This is a genomic window from Pandoraea sp. (assembly GCF_004297875.1).
Lineage (GTDB): Bacteria > Pseudomonadota > Gammaproteobacteria > Burkholderiales > Burkholderiaceae > Pandoraea.
The window spans coordinates 1-17559 of sequence record NZ_SCSK01000053.1 but is presented as its reverse complement, the minus strand read 5'-3'; the positions used below and the strand labels follow the sequence as shown (position 1 = coordinate 17559).

The following is a 17559-nucleotide window of genomic DNA, read 5'->3' as shown; positions in this document are numbered from 1 at the left end:
GTCGTTTCCCCCTTTAGAGAGATTTCATCCCCATGACAGAGTTATTGAAAAACTACGTCGCAGGCCGTTGGGTCGCCGGGCGCGGCGACGGCACCCTGCTGACCGATCCGGTCACCGGCGAGGCACTGGTGCGCGTGTCCAGCGACGGGCTCGATCTCGACGCGGCGTTTCGCTTTGCCCGCGACGAGGGCGCAGCCGCGCTGCGCGCACTGAGCTATGGCGCGCGTGCCGCGCTGCTGGGCGAGGTGGTCAAACTGCTGCAAAGCAAGCGCGACGACTACTACGCGATTGCGCTGGCCAACTCGGGCACCACCCGCAACGACTCCGCGGTCGACATCGACGGCGGCATTTTCACGCTGTCGCACTACGCCAAGCTTGGTGCAACGCTGGGCGACGCGCAGGTGCTGAGCGACGGCGCGCCGGTCAGTCTGAGCAAAGACCAATCGTTTAACACGCGGCACGTCCTCACGCCCACGCATGGCCTCGCACTGTTCATCAATGCGTTCAACTTCCCGTCCTGGGGGTTGTGGGAAAAAGCAGCGCCGGCGCTGCTGTCCGGTGTACCGGTCATCGTCAAGCCAGCCACCGCCACGGCCTGGCTCACGCAGCGCATGGTGGCCGACGTGGTCGATGCCGGCATTCTGCCGCCGGGCGCTCTCTCGGTGATTTGCGGCAGCGCCGCCGGACTGCTCGACCGGATCGAGGCCTTCGACGTCGTGTCGTTCACCGGCTCGGCGCAGACCGCGGCGCAGTTGCGCGCGCATCCGGCATTCGTGCAACGCGGCGCGCGCCTGAACGTCGAGGCGGACAGTCTGAACAGTGCGATTCTGGCCGCCGACGCGACTCCCGGCACCGAGGCCTTCGATTTGTTCGTCAAGGAAGTGGTGCGCGAGATGACCGTCAAGTCGGGTCAGAAATGCACCGCGATCCGCCGTGCTTTCGTGCCCGCGCAGCATCTGGATGCGGCCGCCGAGGCGCTGTGCGCCCGGCTGGCCAAAATCACGGTGGGCAATCCGCGCAACGACAGCGTGCGCATGGGCGCGCTGGTCAGTCGCGCTCAGTACGACAGCGTGCGCGAGGGTATCGCGCTGCTGGCCCAGGAGGCGGAACTGGCGTTCGATGGCGCCCAAGTGCCGCTGGTCGACACCGACCCGGCACTTGCCGCGTGCCTCGCGCCGCATCTGTTCGTGCAGCGGCATCCGGAGCAGGCTGCGCATTTGCACGATGTTGAAGTGTTCGGTCCGGTCGCGACACTCGCGCCTTACGATGCGGCGATCGGCGACGAGCGCCATGCCGTCTCGCTGGCCCGGCGCGGGCAAGGCTCGCTGGTCGCGTCGGTGTTCTCGAATGATGAAACACGCCTGACGCGCATCGCGCTCGAGTTGGCCGGCACCCACGGGCGCGTGCATACCGTCTCGCCGTCGGTCGCCCAAAGCCAGACGGGTCACGGCAATGTGATGCCGATGTCGCTGCACGGCGGCCCCGGCCGTGCCGGCGGTGGCGAGGAGCTCGGCGGGTTGCGCGCCCTGGCGTTCTATCACAGGCGCACGGCAATCCAGGGTCCGAGCGCTACCGTCGCGGCCACGGCCGAGACCGCCGCAGCGTACGCCCCGTAATACCGTTTAAGCCGGCAAAACCCATTCAGCACGATTCGGACGGCGCAACAAAACGCTATTCAATAGCGCCGCCTCGCATTTCCACAGGAGGAAGTATGGAAGTCCAGACGCCATCCCCGATTGCCTCGGGCGAGCCGCAGCATCCGCCGTGCGAGCCGCCGCCGCCACAATTCAATTTCGCTGCGCACGTGGAAGCGCTCAATGTCGCACGTGCCGCCAAGCCGGCCTATATCGACGATACGAGCGTGCTCAGCTACGGCGAACTGGCCGAACGTATGCGGCGTTGCGCCGGCGCCCTGCGCGCTCTGGGCATTCACCCCGAAGAGCGCGTGCTGCTGGTGATGCAGGACACCGTCGAATTGCCGGTCGCGTTTCTCGGCGCGCTATACGCCGGCATCGTGCCGGTGGTCGTCAACACGCTGCTGGGCGCGGCCGACTATGCCTATATGCTCGGCCATTGCCATGCGCGCGCGGCGATCGTCTCCGGCCCGCTGCTGGACACCGTGCAGCAGGCACTGGCGCAAAGCGGGCAAGCCGACTGCCGGCTGATCGTGGCCGAGCCATCGATCGCGATGCCGGCCACCGTGCCGGTGTTCAGCGAGCTGATCGCCGCGGCCACGCCGGTAGCCCAGGCCGTCGACACCAGCGCCGACGACATCGCATTCTGGTTGTATTCGTCGGGCTCGACGGGCAGGCCCAAGGGCACGGTACACACGCATGCCAACCTGTACTGGACAGCCGAGCTTTATGCCAAGCCACTGCTGGGCATCACTGAAAACGACGTGGTCTTCTCGGCGGCCAAGCTCTTCTTTGCTTACGGACTGGGCAACGGCCTGACGTTTCCGCTGTCGGTCGGCGCGAGCGTCGTGCTGATGGCCGGGCGCCCAACCGCCGAGGCGGTATTCGAGCGCCTCACGCGAGACCGCCCCACGATTTTTTACGGCGTGCCCACGCTGTACGCCAACATGCTCGCCTCGCCGCACCTGCCGGCGCGCGAGCAGGTCGCCCTGCGCGTGTGCACCTCCGCGGGCGAAGCGCTGCCACGCGAGATTGGCGAGCACTTCCGCGCGCACTTTGGCTGCGACATCCTGGATGGCATCGGCTCGACCGAGATGCTGCACATCTTTTTGTCGAACCGGCCGGGCGACATTCATTACGGGACCACTGGCAAGCCCGTGCCGGGCTACGAGGTCGAGTTGCGCGACGAAGCCGGCCATCCGGTACCCGACGGCGAGATCGGCGACCTCTACATCAAGGGGCCGAGTGCCGCGCTGATGTACTGGACCAACCGCGAAAAATCGCGCGCAACGTTTCTCGGCGAGTGGCTCAGGAGTGGCGACAAGTATCGGCGCGACGCCAACGGCTGCTACGTCTATGCCGGGCGCAGCGACGACATGCTCAAAGTCAGCGGCCAGTACGTGTCGCCCATCGAAGTCGAAATGGTGCTCACCCAGCACGAATGCGTGTTCGAAGCGGCCGTGGCCGGCGTCACGCACGACGGGCTGGTCAAAACGCGCGCCTTCGTGGTGCTCAGGCGAGGCTTCACCGGCTCCGAGACGTTGGCGGCGGACCTGAAGGCCTTCGTCAAGACACGCCTGGCGCCGCACAAGTATCCGCGCGAGATCGTTTTCGTCGACGATCTGCCAAAGACCGCCACCGGTAAAATACAGCGCTTCAAATTGAGGGAGTTGTTATGAGCGCCAACGCTTCGCGATCCATTGTGCCCCCACCGTCCGGGACGGAACTGATGACGTTGCCTGCCACTGCATCGACAGGTTCGCTGCAAATCGAATATCAGTGGCTCGACACGGCGGCGCTCGACGCGCCGCTGGCGGTATTCCTGCATGAAGGACTCGGGTCGGTGGCGATGTGGAAGGACTGGCCGCGCACGCTATGCGCGGCGCTGGGCATGCGCGGCCTGGTCTACTCGCGCCCCGGCTATGGTCGTTCGAGCCCTCGCGCGGCCAACGAAAAGTGGCCAGTGACGTTCATGCATCGCCAGGCCCGCGAAGTGCTGCCCGCACTGCTCGATGCGCTGGGCGTGGACGAGGCGCAACGCCGGCGCATGTGGCTCATCGGCCATAGCGATGGCGGCTCGATCGCCCTGCTCTACGCCGCGGCGTTTCCCGATGCGCTGGCCGGCGCGGCAGTGATCGCGCCGCACGTGTTCGTCGAAGACGTCTCGGTGCAGAGCATTACGCAAGCCAGGCAGGCCTATACCGGCACGGGCTTGCGCGCGCGTCTGGCGCGCTATCACGATGATGTGGACTCCGCGTTCTGGGGCTGGAACGACATTTGGCTCGATCCGGCCTTTCGGGACTGGAACATCGAGGGTGCGCTGGGCGCCATACGCTGCCCGCTGCTTGCGGTGCAGGGATTCGACGACGAGTACGGCACGATGGCGCAGATGGAAAGCATTGGCCAGCACGTGCAGCACGCGCAAATCGTCAAGCTGCCCGCCTGCGGTCACTCGCCGCATCGCGACGCGCCGGACGTGCTGAATCAACACATCAAGGCTTTCGTGAGCTCGCACGCGGCGCAGGCACGCGCGCGGTAAACACCGCCTCGATCCGTTGCGCGTTGGCCGGCTCGCTGGCCGGCGCGCGACTGTCTTGCGCGACCACTTCGCGAATCGTATCGAGAAACAGTTTGAGCGCCGGCGACACGTCGTCGGCGCGATAAATCGCATACAACGGCACCTCCGGCACGGCCGGGCTCAGGCGCCGGAACACCACCCCGGCCGGCGCGATATGCGCGATCGAGGCCGGCAGCAAGGCCACCCCGAAATCGGCCCGTACCAGGCTCAGCAACGTTTGCACCTCGATCACCTGCTGGCGGATCTGCGGCGCGAAACCGGCCTGCACGCAGCATTGGTAAAGGAAATCGGCGAAGCGCGATTGCCCCAGGCCAAACGAGACAAACGGATCAGCGGCCAGGTCGGCCAGCGCGAGCTCGGCCTGGCTGGCCATGCGATGCGTCTCGGGCAGCACCGCCATGATGGGCTCGTAGAGCAACACTTCGTTGCACAGGCCCGGATCGTCATGGCTCATGCGAAAGAAGCACACGTCGATGCGCCTCTCGCGCAAGGCCGCGAGTTGCGCCGCCGGCGTCATCTCGCGCAGGTTCCACGATACATCCGGATAGCGCTCGCGAAACACATGCATGGCACGCGGGATCACGCCGACCAGCACCGAGCTGAGCATGCCGATCTCCAGCTTGCCGAGCTGGCCGCGCCCGGTCTGCCGCGTCAGGTCGAGCGCACGCTCGATCTGCGCGAATATCAGCGGCACCTGGTCCTTCAGCGTTTGCCCCGCCGGCGTGAGCTCGACCCGGTGATGCGTGCGCACGAACAGAGGCGTGCCGATCTCTTCCTCGAGCAAACGGATCTGCTGGCTGAGCGGCGGCTGGGACATGTTGAGCCGGGCGGCGGCACGCCCGAAGTGCAGTTCATCGGCGAGCACCGCGAAGTAACGCAAGAGACGGATGTCCATATCGCCATATCGAATAAGTATCAAACATCGCTTTAAATAATATTGTACAGAGCGCATCGCGATCGTGATACTGCGACTCAAGCAGCAGTGCACGTCATGTGTCACCTGATGCAGGGCGGGGGAAAGCGCGGCAACGCGCTTAGTAAAAGGCCGTGGCAAGACGTGGCTGCCCGCGATTCGAAGGTTGGAGAGGAACTCGCTGCAACAGCAGAAGAGTTCCGCCGACTTCCCTGTCTTAGGAGATCGAGTACATGATTATCGATACCAGCTGCTACCCGACCGACGTGGTCGATCTGGCCTGGCGGCACGATGGCGAGCCGTTTTCCGGCGAACGCCTGCTGCAAATGATGGACGGCCCTTACCGGATCAACGGCAAGCCGCGCCGCATCGACCGCGCATTCATCCAGCCCCCGCAGGGCAACACCATCTACACCTGGACCGACGGCGTGCAGAGCGGGCGCGAGGCGATCGACGCCTACATGGCGTATACCCTGAAACTGGTCCAGCAATACCCCGACCGGTTCCTCGGCTGCTTCGTCTACAACCCGCGCTGCGGCGTGCAAAACGGCGTCGAGGCCATCGAGCGGTATGTCAAGGAACACGGCTTCAAGATGGTCCAGATGCAAGCCAACATGCACGCCTACCGTCCCGACCGCGCGATCGACTGGGTGCGCCCGGCGTTCGAAAAATGCGCCGAGCTCGGCGTCCCGGTGAAGCTGCATACCGGCGACGGTCCCTACAGCATACCCACCGAATGGGTGCCGATGATCAAGGAATTCCCGAACGTGAATTTCATCATGGCGCACTTCGGCGTGCAGACCGGTGGCGTGTATTGCTTCGAGCCGTTCCAGTGGGCGATGGAACTGCCCAACGTGTACTGCGAATCGAGCTGGTGCCTGCAATCGCGCATCGTCGAATTCTCGAAGGTGCTGCCCAAGCACAAGATCCTCTACGGCTCGGATACGCCCCCCAATGAACCCGGCATGTGGCTGCGCCTGCTCGAAGTGCTGTGCACCGAGCCGCCGCAAGGGCTCAATCTCGACGAAGACACGCTCGAGGACTACCTCGGCAACAACCTCGCCCGCATGATCGGCCTTGCCCCGACCGAGCCGCCGCGCAGCGTCGAGCAAGCCGAAGCCCAACTGGCCGCCTACGGCATCGAAAACAAACATTATCTGGCGACGCTGGTTGCCTGAGCGGGAGTCCTTTCAATGATCATCGATACCCATCTGCACCCGACCAATCTCGTCGACGAAGCGTGGCGCCACACCGGCGAGCCGTTCACCGGCGAGCGCCTGCTGAAGTTGATGGACGGGCCCTACATCATCAATGGCAAGCCGCGCCGCATCGACATGGGATTCATCCAGCCGCCGCCCGGCAACACCGGCTATCGCGACGGCAACCGGCGCGGCCGCGAAGGCATTCGCGACTATATGAAGTACATCGCTGAATTGACGCAGAAGTACCCCGATCGATTCATCGGCAACTTCACCTACAACCCGCGCTGGGGCCCGGAAAACGGCGCCGCGGAGCTGGAGTTCCATGTCAAGGAATACGGCTTCAAGATGCTCAAGCTGCACGCCAACATGCACGGCTACCGGCCCGATCGCGCACTCGACTGGCTGCGCCCGGCGATGAAGAAATGCGCCGAGCTCGGGGTGGTGGTGCTGATTCACACGGGTGATGGCCCTTACACCATTCCGACGCAGTTCTACCCGATCATCCGTGAGTTTCCGATGGTCAATTTCATCATCGGACACTTCGGTATCCAAACCGGCGGCAATTACTCGTTCGAGGCGTTCTGGATGGCCATGGACACCCCCAATGTGTACTGCGAGTCGGGCTGGTGCTTCCAGTCGCGCATCGTCGAGTTCGCCAAGCAATTGCCGCGCAACAAGATTGTGTTCGGCACGGATTCTCCGCCCAACGAGCCCGGCATGTGGCTGCGCGAGCTGGAAGTCCTGTGCTCGCCGGAACCGCAAGGCATGGGACTCGACGAGGACGGGCTCGAGGACTACATGGGCAACAACATTGCCCGCCTGGTGGGCATCGAGCCGACCAAGCCGCCGAAAGACCTGGAAGAAGCGCAAAAGCGCCTGACCAGCACGTATGTGAAGTGATGTTTACTGCGGGCGCGTTTTTCCCGGAATCCGCGCCCGCTTTTTGCAGAGGTATACGATGACCTTGGGGTCTTTTGTCGATATGCGGAATGTGCAGGACTTTCACGCATTCGTGAACGCGTACCGCGATTGCTTTCCCGACGACGTCCTGACCGTTGGCCAGACGCTGTCTTCGGATCAGGACGTGACCGCCGTGGTGGTCGAGCTGGCCGCTCAAAACCGGCATCCCATGGTCGTGTGCGAGCATGTCGACGGCCTGGGCGCGCCGCTGGCGACCAACGTGTTCGCCTCGCGCGAGCGCATCGCTCGCCTGTTCGGCGTCGAGACAAGTCAGTTGCATGCGGCATATCAGCAACGCGCAAACGCGCCGATCCCGCCTTGCTATGTGCCCTACGGCCCGATCCTGGACGAAGTGTTCGAAGGCGACGCGGTCGATTTGGCGCAATTGCCGATGATCAAGCATTTTCTGAGCGATCGCGCCCCTTATGTGACCAACGCCGTGATCGTCGCCGAGGATCCCGTCACGGGCGTGGCCAATCTCAGTTATCACCGTTCGATGCGACATGCACGCAACGCGCTGGCCACCAGCCTGCACTCGCGGGGCCATTTGTGGCGCATGTTGCAGGCAGCGCGTGCGCGCGGCGACGAATTGCGCGTGGCGATGGTCATCGGGGCGCATCCACTGTTCATGCTCGCTGCCTCGGCACGCGTGCCGTTCGGCACCGATGAGCGGACGATCGCCGGCGGCTTGCTCGGCGCGCCGCTTGAGTTGGTGCGCACGCCGCGTTACGGCATTGGCGTGCCCGCCTGTGCCGAGTTCGTGCTGGAGGGTGCGATCGATCCGACCGCCTACGCCGAAGAAGGCCCGTTCGGCGAATTCACGGGCTACTCGTCCGACCGCTCGACCAACAATGTGCTGCGCGTCGATACGCTGATGCGGCGGCGCGACGCCTGGCTGGTCGATGTGGTCGGCGGGCCGTATGCCGAACACCTGACGCTGGCGCGCCTGCCTCGCGAGGCCGAAATGAGCGAGAAGCTCAAGGCGCGCTTCCCGTCGGTCACCGCGCTGCACTACCCGAATTCAGGTACCCATTTCCACTGCTATGTCGCCCTTGAACAAACGCGCGACGGCGAAGCACGCCAGATCATGCTGGCCTTGCTCGGCTGGGACCCTTACCTGAAGACAGTGATCGCGGTCGACCAGGACATCGACATCACCGACGACGCACAAGTCCTCTGGGCGATGGCCACGCACTTTCAGCCGCACCAGGATCTGTTCGTCGTCGACGGCCTACCCGGTAGCCCGCTCGACCCTTCCTCGTCGGTCGACGGTACCACTTCGCGCCTGGGCATCGACGCCACACGCGGCGCGCATTTCGAAGGCAAGCGCGCGGTGGTCGAGCCGGCCGCGCTCGAGCGCGCGCGCATCCTGCTGCAGCGTCCGGCGGGAGCGCGCTCATGAACGCCCGGGTGACGACGGCCGCACCGCGCACGCGTCTGGTGGTCGGGATCAGCGGCGCGTCCGGTTTCATCTACGGCGCGCGGCTGCTCGAATTGCTGCGCGCGCTCGACATCGAGACGCATCTGGTGGTCACGCGCGCAGCGCAGCTCACGATGGCTCACGAGACCGATTACAAGCTCGCCGAGATTGTCGCCCGCGCCGACTTCTACCACCGAGCCGACGATGTCGCCGCCAGCGTCGCCAGCGGATCGTTCCGCACGCTGGGCATGATCGTCGCGCCTTGCTCGATGAAAACCCTGGCCGAAATCGCGACTGGCACGTCATCGGGCCTATTGACCCGCGCGGCCGACGTCACCCTCAAAGAACGGCGCCCGCTCGTGCTGCTCGCCCGCGAGACGCCGCTCACGCTGGCGCACTTGCGCAATATGCTGGCCGTCACCGAAATGGGCGGTATCGTCGCGCCGCCGGTGCCGGCCTTCTATGCGCGCCCCGCGAGCCTGGCCCAGATGGTCGACCACACGCTGGGCCGCGCGCTCGACCTGTTCGGGCTGGATGCCGGTACTGCATTGCGCTGGGGCGAGCCTGACACGCCCTCCCCGATTCATCAGCCACACCTCTCTACCACGAAGGAGCACGCATGAACACCTTGTCCATGGCCCCCAATGAAGTTCACAAAATCCCTGTCACGGTGCTCACCGGATTCCTCGGCGCGGGCAAGACCACGCTACTGAACTACATCTTGCGCGAGAAGCACGGGCGCAAGATCGCCGTCATCGAAAACGAGTTCGGCGAGATCGGTATCGATGGTGGCCTGGTGCTCGAGTCGACCGAGGAAATCTACGAGATGACCAACGGTTGCATCTGCTGCGTGGGCGCCGTGCGCGAGGATCTCGTGCGCATCATCAAGATGCTGCTCGAGCGGCCCGAGCGGCTCGACCACATCATCGTCGAGACCAGTGGGCTGGCTGATCCGTATCCAGTCGCGCAAACCTTCTTCATTGACGATCCGATCGCCCGCCAGGTTACGCTCGATGCGATCGTCACGATGGTCGACGCCAAGCATATCGCTGCGCACCTGGATGACGTGAAGCTCGATGGCATCGACAATCAGGCGGTCGACCAGATCGTTTGCGCCGACCGCATTGTGATCAACAAGGTGGATCTGGTAGACGCCCGGGAAATCGCAGCGCTTACCGAGCGCATCCGCGGCCTGAATGCCACGGCCGACATCGTCACCTCGAACTACGCGCAGATCGACCTCGGCAAGATTCTTGGCATAGGCGCCTTCGAAGTGTCTCAGCGCCTGATGCAGATCGGCGACGACCACACTACCGCGCCGGCCGATCACGCCGCGGTGCGCGACCACGACGATCACGCCTCGCACGCGCCTGATCATGAGCACGATGCGTTCGCGCACGAGCCGCACGATCACCAGCACGACCCGAGCGTATCGTCGGTCGGCATTGAAGTCTCGTCCGACGTCGACATCACGGCAATTCAGCGCTGGATCGACGAGTTGCGCGCTGCCGATACGGAAAACCTGTTCCGCATGAAAGGCATCCTGGCCGTCAAGGGCGAGGAGCTTCGCTACGTGCTGCAGGGCGTGCACAGCCTGATCGAGTTTCGCCCCGCCCAGCCGTGGGGGTGCGAGCCGCGCTCGAGCCGCGTCGTTTTCATCGGCCGGGATCTCGATCGGGCGGCCTTGAACGAGCGATTCCACGCGTGTTTAGCTGCATGAACTAGAGTTATCCCATACGGGCGCATAACGCCGAACGGCAACGCCCAATTCATAACGACATTCAGGAGACAAACAATGAACAATGCAACCCACCCGGTCGACCAGGTGTTGCCGGCCCGGCAGATGGTCATGCTCGGTCTGCAACACATGCTGGTCGCCTACATCGGCGCGATCGCCGTGCCGCTGATCGTCGCCTCGGCGCTGAAAATGTCGCAAGCCGACACGATCGTGCTGATCAGTACCGCGCTTTTCTGTTCCGGCATCGCGACCTTGATGCAGACCGTCGGTTTCTGGAAATTCGGCGTGCGCCTGCCGATCCTGCAGGGCGTGGCATTCAGTAGCGTCGGGCCGGTGATCGCCATCGGCACCAATCCGCATGTGGGTTTCGCCGGCGTCTGCGGCGCAGTGATCGGCGCCGGCATTTTCACGCTGCTTGCCGCGCCGTTCGTGGGGCGCTTGCGGCGTCTTTTCCCGCCGGTCGTCACCGGCTGCATCGTGACCGTCATCGGGCTTCAGCTCTTTCCGGTTGCCTACGAGTGGGTCGGCGGCGGCCGCGGCGCCCCCCACTTCGGCGCGCCATTGTTCCTGTTCGTGTCACTGGTGGTACTCATCACGATCCTCTGCATCAATCGTTATGGCAATCCGCTGCTGCGCAATCTCGCCGTACTGATTGGACTGATTGTCGGAGCGTTGCTGGCCTGCGGGTTGGGCATGGGCGACTACAGCGGCGTCTCGCGTGCGCCGTGGGTCACCGTTCCGGTGCCGTTTCATTTCGGCGCACCGGTATTCAGCCTGGTGCCCATCGCCACGATGATCGTCGTGATGATCGTGCAGATGGTCGAATCGATGGGGCTGTTTCTCGCTATCGGCGACATCACCGGCAAGCACATCAGCGAAGCGGATGTAGTCAATGGCTTGCGCGCGAATGGCCTGGCCAGCGCGATCGCAGGCATGTTCGCCGCCTTCCCGTTCATCGCTTTCATGGAAAACGTCGGGCTGGTCATTCTGACGGGCGTGCGCAGCCGCTGGGTGGTCGCCGTAAGCGGCGTGCTGATGTGCGTGATCGCGCTGATTCCGAAAGCCGGCGCGGTGTTCGCGTCGACGCCGGCCGCGGCGCTCGGCGGCGCGGGTCTGGCGATGTTCGGCGTGGTGGTGGCCGCCGGCATCCAGACCCTGGCCAAAGTCGATTACGAGAATAACCGCTACAACGTGCTGATCGTCGGATTCACGCTCGCCACGGCGTTGATACCGGTGATGGCCCCTACGGTCTTCAAGCAGCTCCCGGACTGGACGCAGCCGTTCCTGAACAGCAGCGTCGTTATCGCATGCATCGTATCGGTGGTCCTGAACGGATTGCTCAACGGCCTGCGCGACGCAGCCGCCGGCGGCGTGCCCCCCCTGGAAAAATCATCGCAGCACACCGCGATCGGCGGCGTGTAACAGGAAGCATCATGATCATGAAGCAAACAAGCGACGCTGGACAAAGCATTCTGATTCGCAAACCGGTCGCGGTCATGACCGGCCTGCCCGGGGAGGGCGCCCGCGCGGGCAGCGTCGACCTGCGGATCGAAAACGGCCGCATCGCCGCAATCGGCCCCGGCCTGCAGGCGCAGCCTGGCGAGCGCGTGATCGACGCCAGCCGCTGCGTGGTGTATCCGGGCTGGATCAACACGCACCACCACTTGTTCCAGAACCTGCTCAAGGCCGTGCCCGACGGCATGAACGAGGATCTGCAGGGGTGGCTCGCCAGCGTGCCCTACCCCCGGCTGGCCCGCTTCACGCCTGAGCTCACGCGCATCGCGGCCCGCCTGGGCATGGCCGAGCTGCTGCTCTCGGGGGCCACCACCTGCGCCGATCATCACTATCTGTATCACGCCGGCGGTGGCGGCGAAACGGGCGACGCGCTGTTCGACATCGCCGAGGAATTCGGCATGCGCTTCGTGCTTTGCCGTGGCGGCGCGCTGCAGTCGGCCGGCGACCATCCGGGATTTTCCAAAACGGCGCTGCGCCCGGAAAGCCTCGATACCATGCTCGCCGACCTCGAACGCCTCAAGGCGCGCTACCACGATGCCGGTGCGCACGCGATGCGGCGCGTGGTGGTCGCGCCCACTACGCCGACCTTCTCGCTGCCGCCCGAGTTGCTGCGCGAGCTCGCTCGGGCAGCCCGGGCGATGAACTTGCGTCTGCACACGCACTTGTCCGAGACAGACAACTACGTGCGCTTTTGCCGTGAGCGCTATAACCGCCTGCCGGTGGAGTTCGTCGCCGACCATGAGTGGCTGGGCAGCGACGTCTGGTTCGCCCATCTGGTGTGCCTGGAGCCGTCTGAAATTGCGCTGCTTGCGCAAACGGGCACCGGCATCGCTCATTGCCCGGTCAGCAATAGCCGGCTCGGCAGCGGTATCGCGCCGATCCCGCAGCTCGCCGCGGCCGGGGTGCCGATCTCGCTGGGGGTCGACGGTGTGGCGTCGAACGAATCCGGCAGCATGATCGGCGAGGCGCACATGACGTGGCTGATTCACCGCGCAGCGCAAGGCGCCGGGGCGACCACCGTCGAGGAAGTGATTCATTGGGGCAGCGCCGGCGGCGCACGGGTGCTTGGTCTTGACGCGGTCGGCACGCTCGAGGTCGGCCAGGCCGCCGACCTGGTGCTGTACGACATCGATCACCCGCGCTTTTTCGGCTTCCACGATCCGGCCGTGGCGCCGGTGGCCGCCGGCGAGCCGGTCACCGTGCGCACCAGCATCGTCAACGGCCGCGTGGTCGTCGACGACGGCATCATCCCCGGGCTGGACATCGCCAAATTGCGCGCCGATGCGCAGCGTGGCGTGCAGCAATTGCTCGCGGGGCTCGACGCCGCTGCCTGAGCCCCGGCGGCGCGGCTTGGCGTTATTGGGCGGTCCAGCCGCCGTCCATGTTCCAGGCCGCGCCCCGCACCTGCGCGGCCGCATCGCTGCACAGGAAAACGACCAGCCCGGCGAGTTGCTCGGGGGCGACGAATTCGCCGGACGGCTGCTTTTCCTGCAGCAGCGCGCGCTTGGCCTGCTCATCGTCGACCGACAACGCGGCCGCGCGCATGGCAACCTGCTGTTGCACCAGCGGCGTGAGCACGAAGCCGGGGCAGATCGCATTGCACGTGATCGGTTGCTCAGCGGTCTCGAGCGCCACGACCTTGGTCAATCCAACGATGCCGTGCTTGGCAGCGACATAGGCTGACTTTTGCACCGAGCCAACCAGGCCATGCACCGAGGCGACGTTGACGATTCGCCCCCAGCCCCGCGCCCGCATGTGCGGCAAGGCGAGTCGGGTGGTGTGGAATGCCGAACTGAGATTGATCGCGATGATCGCGTCCCACTTCTCCACCGGGAACGCCTCGATCGGCGCGACGTGCTGTATCCCGGCGTTATTGACCAGAATATCGATGCCCCCGAACGTGCTCACGGTCTGTTCGATCAGGTCGGCAATTTCGCCGGGCTTGCTCATGTCGGCGCCGTGGTAGCTCACGCGGTGGCCGTGACGGGCGATCTGTGCCTGCGCGCTCTGGTGGTCGCCAAAGCCATTGAGCATGACGTGCGCGCCTTGCCGGGCCAACGCGTCGGCAATCGCCAGGCCGATCCCGCTGGTCGATCCCGTGACGAGCGCCGTCTTTCCTTGCAGTGACATATCGAATCTCCTTTGCTGGTTAATGTGCGCGCGGCAGCCTTTTCAAACACTTGCCGGGGCCTTTTCACACCTGCTGCATTTTGCAGGCACGCACGATCGCTTAAAGCGAATTGCATGCCAATGGCCCAACGTCCGCCGCACTTGCCGCCGCGTCTCGAAATCGGGAAATCGTCTCCGATCAGAGACTGCCCGAGCGGGACCCGTGGCCCGCAACGATCGCCCGAGACTCAGGCGCCGCGCGGCGCGGCGACACCGAGTTGCGCCATCTTTTTGTAGAGCGTGGCGCGCCCGATACCGAGCCGCCTGGCGGCCTCCGCGACTTTGCCGCCGCACTCGCGCAACGCCTCCTCGATCAGGCCTCGCTCGAAGCGCCCCATCGCATCGTCATAACGGGTGCTCGCGCAAAGCGATGCGCTCGATGAAACACGCGCCGGCGGCGATGATTCGACGCGCATGCCGGCAGCGATGGCGGCTTCGATATCGCCCGCCTCCAGCGGCGCTCCATCGGCGGCCAGCAGCGCGCGCTCGAGCACGTTGCGCAATTCGCGTACGTTACCCGGCCAGTCGTATTGATGCAGCACGGCCAGCGCCCCTTGCGAGAGCACGGCGCTCTCGTACCCGCCTTGCGACAGCAGGTCGGCAAAGATGGCCTCGCACAGCACCTCGATATCCTCCAGCCGGTCGCGCAGGGGTGGCACAGCGACGGTGAGCACATTCAGCCGATAGAACAGGTCGGCGCGAAAGCGGCCTTGCCGCACCTCTTCATGCAGATCACGGGAGGTCGCCGCAATAATGCGCACATCGGCATGAATGACTTCATTGGAGCCGAGCGGCTCGAACTCCTTTTCCTGCAGCACGCGCAGCAGCTTGGCTTGCACCTGCTGCGGCATATCACCCACTTCGTCGAGGAACAGCGTGCCGCCTTGCGCGGCCTGAAATTTCCCGGGCCGGCCTTTGCGGTCGGCCCCGGTGTATGCGCCGGCGACTGCCCCGAAAAACTCGGCCTCGAGCAGCGCTTCCGGGATTGCCGCCAGATTCACGCTGACGAAGGTCTTGTGCGCGCGCTGGGACGTTGCGTGGATCGCATGGGCAAGCAGTTCCTTGCCGGTACCGGTCTCGCCGAGCAGCAAAATAGGCGATTCGGTCGCCGCCGCACGGCGCGCATGGCGCTTGAGCTCCAGGGTCGGCGTGCTGGTACCGACGAAACTGGCAAACGAGTATTTCGAACGCCGTTCGCGCTTGAGCGTCTCGTGCGCGCGGGCAAGTTGCGCCTGCATCAGCGAGTAGCGTGAGAGCAGCGGCGACAGGGAGCGCAACTTGTCGAACAAGGCAACGCCGATCGCGCCGATGGTTTGTCCGTGCTCGTCCTTGATCGGCAGACGCAACACCACCAGCGGGTCAGCCTCACCCTCGAGAATGTCGAGCAAAATGGGCTCTCCGCTTTGCACCACCTCACGCATCCGGCTGTGGGGAATCACCGACTCGCAGGAGCGGCCGATCGCCTCCGCGGCGCACTCCAGGCCGAAGCGGCGCGCATATCGCTCATTCATCCAGACAATACGCGCATCGCGATCGACGATCAGGGTACCCTCGCTGGCGCATTCGAACGTCTCGAAAAGCGAGCGCATCGCCAGCAGCCGCAGACGGGCATAGTCGGACGAGGTAGGCTCCGACGTGCTGTGCTCCCGTTGCCGGGTACCAATAAGCCCGCTTTGTTGCGACGCGGCGCCGGACTGAGCGTCGACCGCCCGGCTGCCGGCCGCGGTGGCAATCATCAATGTTATGTCGTCGTTCTGTAACGTCATCAAGCGCCTCGATATCAAGCCATTGCGCGTGGCCAGGACCCGGATCCGGCGCGCAGCAAACCGCGGCAAGCATAGCGCAAGCCCCCGCTCGTCTCCATCCGTAGAAACGCACATGCGCCGGCCGTGCCAAATTCGTCCATCCATCGGGAACGCATGTCTCGATGGCGAGACATCAGCCGCACGCCGGCCCCGCCGGGGCGAGCCCAACCGCCCGGCGCACGGATGATCGTGATACCGCACGCGGCTGGCACGCGTTTTGCTCTGTTACGTCCGGTCGCGGCAGGACCCGAGCAACGGGCAACCTTGCCTGCTGGGGAGGGCCAGCATCGAAGATCGGCGGCACGACAAATAAAGCTTGGTTGGAGACATGAATTCGTCAAAATACATTTTGGAGACCCGGGGCCTGAGCAAGGGCTTCCGCGGTTTTACGGCTGTCAACGGGGTGGACCTGCGGGTGGCGCGGGGCACGATCCATGCGTTGATCGGGCCCAATGGGGCGGGCAAGACGACGTGCTTCAACCTGCTCACCAAATTTCTGGAGCCCAGCGCGGGGCAGATCCTGTTCAACGGCGAGGACATCACGCGGGAGCGCCCGGCGCAGATTGCGCGGCGCGGGATCATCCGCTCGTTTCAGATTTCGGCGGTGTTCGCGCACCTGAGCGTGCTGGAGAACGTGCGGGTGGGTCTGCAGCGGCGCCTGGGCACGGCGTTTCACTTTTGGCGCGGGGCGGGCTCGCTGGCGGTGCTCGACGAGCAGGCGCTGGCGTTGCTGGGCGAGGTGGGGCTGGCCGAGTACGCGCACACGCCGGCGGTGGAGCTGCCGTACGGGCGCAAGCGTGCGCTGGAGATTGCCACGACGCTGGCGATGGAGCCGGAGCTGATGCTGCTTGACGAGCCCACGCAGGGCATGGGTCACGAGGACGTGGACCGGGTCACGGCGCTGATCAAGAAGGTGTCGGCCGGGCGCACGATTCTGATGGTCGAGCACAACATGAGCGTGATCGCGGGTATTTCGGACACCATCACAGTCTTGCAGCGCGGGGAGATCCTGGCCGAGGGGGCGTATGCCGAGGTGTCGAAGAACCCGCAGGTGATGCAGGCCTACATGGGCACGGTCGAGGCGGAGTTGGAGGGGGCGCACGGGTGAGCAAGGCAAGCAACGGCAAGGCAGGCGGCACGAGCGCGCCGGCGCTGGAACTGGAGGGCGTGCAGGCGTGGTACGGGGAGTCGCACATCCTGCACGGGGTGGACCTGTCGGTGGGGCACGGCGAGGTGGTCACGCTGCTCGGGCGCAACGGGGCGGGGCGCACCACGGCGCTGCGCGCGATCATGGGACTGACGGGGCGTCGCCAGGGCTCGATCCGGGTCGACGGGGCGGAGACGATTCACCTGTCGACGCACCAGGTCGCGCACCGGGGCATCGGCTACTGTCCGGAGGAGCGGGGGATCTTTGCGGCGCTCTCGTGCGAGGAGAACCTGCTGCTGCCGCCGCTGGTGGGCCCGCGCACGCAGGCGATGTCGCTCGAGGAGATCTATGCGATGTTTCCGAACCTGTACGAGCGGCGCCACAGCCAGGGCACGCGGCTGTCGGGCGGGGAGCAGCAGATGCTGGCGGTGGCGCGGATCCTGCGCACGGGGGCGCGGCTGCTGCTGCTCGACGAGAT

15 protein-coding genes are annotated in these 17559 nt (G+C 65.0%); 12 read left to right on the top strand and 3 right to left on the bottom strand.

What is annotated here, in order from left to right:
• Positions 1–32: 32 nt before the first annotated feature.
• The 3 genes from EPN80_RS16045 (at position 33) to EPN80_RS16035 (ending at position 4173) form a co-directional block, all read left to right on the top strand.
• Positions 33–1616, top strand: a complete 1584-nt coding sequence (locus EPN80_RS16045) for a 3,4-dehydroadipyl-CoA semialdehyde dehydrogenase (protein WP_293029439.1) — start codon at positions 33–35, stop codon at positions 1614–1616.
• Positions 1617–1711: 95 nt separating this feature from the next.
• Entirely contained in the window at positions 1712–3313 is a 1602-nt protein-coding gene (locus tag EPN80_RS16040; protein WP_293029436.1) for a benzoate-CoA ligase family protein, read from the top strand.
• 50 nt (positions 3314–3363) lie between these two features.
• Positions 3364–4173, top strand: a complete 810-nt coding sequence (locus EPN80_RS16035) for an alpha/beta hydrolase (RefSeq protein ID WP_293029433.1) — start codon at positions 3364–3366, stop codon at positions 4171–4173.
• Here the strand turns inward: EPN80_RS16035 and EPN80_RS16030 are convergent.
• On the bottom strand, positions 4127–5107 hold the full coding sequence (locus tag EPN80_RS16030; RefSeq protein WP_293029431.1) for a LysR substrate-binding domain-containing protein: 981 nt from the start codon (positions 5105–5107) through the stop codon (positions 4127–4129). The genes EPN80_RS16035 and EPN80_RS16030 overlap by 47 nt on opposite strands.
• 251 nt (positions 5108–5358) lie before the next feature.
• Here EPN80_RS16030 and EPN80_RS16025 point away from each other — a divergent pair, with 251 nt between their 5' ends.
• From EPN80_RS16025 to EPN80_RS15995, 7 genes are all read left to right on the top strand, one after another.
• The gene (locus EPN80_RS16025) at positions 5359–6303 is read left to right on the top strand and encodes an amidohydrolase family protein (protein ID WP_293029428.1); all 945 of its coding nucleotides are present in this window, start codon (positions 5359–5361) and stop codon (positions 6301–6303) included.
• A 15-nt stretch (positions 6304–6318) separates the two neighbouring features.
• Positions 6319–7227, top strand: a complete 909-nt coding sequence (locus EPN80_RS16020) for an amidohydrolase family protein (RefSeq protein WP_047213925.1) — start codon at positions 6319–6321, stop codon at positions 7225–7227.
• An 82-nt stretch (positions 7228–7309) separates the two neighbouring features.
• A complete protein-coding gene (locus EPN80_RS16015) occupies positions 7310–8689 on the top strand; it encodes a UbiD family decarboxylase (protein WP_293029562.1) in 1380 nt (459 codons plus the stop codon).
• The gene (locus EPN80_RS16010) at positions 8686–9330 is read left to right on the top strand and encodes a UbiX family flavin prenyltransferase (protein ID WP_293029423.1); all 645 of its coding nucleotides are present in this window, start codon (positions 8686–8688) and stop codon (positions 9328–9330) included. The genes EPN80_RS16015 and EPN80_RS16010 overlap by 4 nt, the downstream gene beginning before the upstream one ends.
• On the top strand, positions 9327–10427 hold the full coding sequence (locus EPN80_RS16005) for a GTP-binding protein (protein ID WP_293029420.1): 1101 nt from the start codon (positions 9327–9329) through the stop codon (positions 10425–10427). The genes EPN80_RS16010 and EPN80_RS16005 overlap by 4 nt, the downstream gene beginning before the upstream one ends.
• 75 nt (positions 10428–10502) lie before the next feature.
• Positions 10503–11867, top strand: coding sequence for a nucleobase:cation symporter-2 family protein (locus EPN80_RS16000; protein ID WP_293029417.1), 1365 nt, complete (start codon positions 10503–10505; stop codon positions 11865–11867).
• A gap of 17 nt (positions 11868–11884) precedes the next feature.
• Positions 11885–13294, top strand: coding sequence for an amidohydrolase family protein (locus tag EPN80_RS15995; RefSeq protein WP_293029414.1), 1410 nt, complete (start codon positions 11885–11887; stop codon positions 13292–13294).
• A 22-nt stretch (positions 13295–13316) separates the two neighbouring features.
• Here EPN80_RS15995 and EPN80_RS15990 read toward each other — a convergent pair whose 3' ends face one another.
• Both EPN80_RS15990 and EPN80_RS15985 read right to left on the bottom strand, forming a co-directional pair.
• Complete coding sequence (locus tag EPN80_RS15990; protein ID WP_293029411.1) at positions 13317–14090, bottom strand: 3-hydroxybutyrate dehydrogenase; 774 nt, start codon at positions 14088–14090, stop codon at positions 13317–13319.
• A gap of 227 nt (positions 14091–14317) precedes the next feature.
• The gene (locus tag EPN80_RS15985; RefSeq protein WP_293029559.1) at positions 14318–15718 is read right to left on the bottom strand and encodes a sigma 54-interacting transcriptional regulator; all 1401 of its coding nucleotides are present in this window, start codon (positions 15716–15718) and stop codon (positions 14318–14320) included.
• A gap of 544 nt (positions 15719–16262) precedes the next feature.
• Between EPN80_RS15985 and EPN80_RS15980 the strand changes: the two genes are divergently transcribed.
• Complete coding sequence (locus EPN80_RS15980; RefSeq protein ID WP_293029409.1) at positions 16263–17042, top strand: ABC transporter ATP-binding protein; 780 nt, start codon at positions 16263–16265, stop codon at positions 17040–17042.
• Positions 17039–17559, top strand: a 521-nt coding sequence (locus tag EPN80_RS15975; RefSeq protein ID WP_293029406.1) for an ATP-binding cassette domain-containing protein, incomplete at its 3' end; no start/stop codon positions are given. The genes EPN80_RS15980 and EPN80_RS15975, both read left to right, overlap by 4 nt.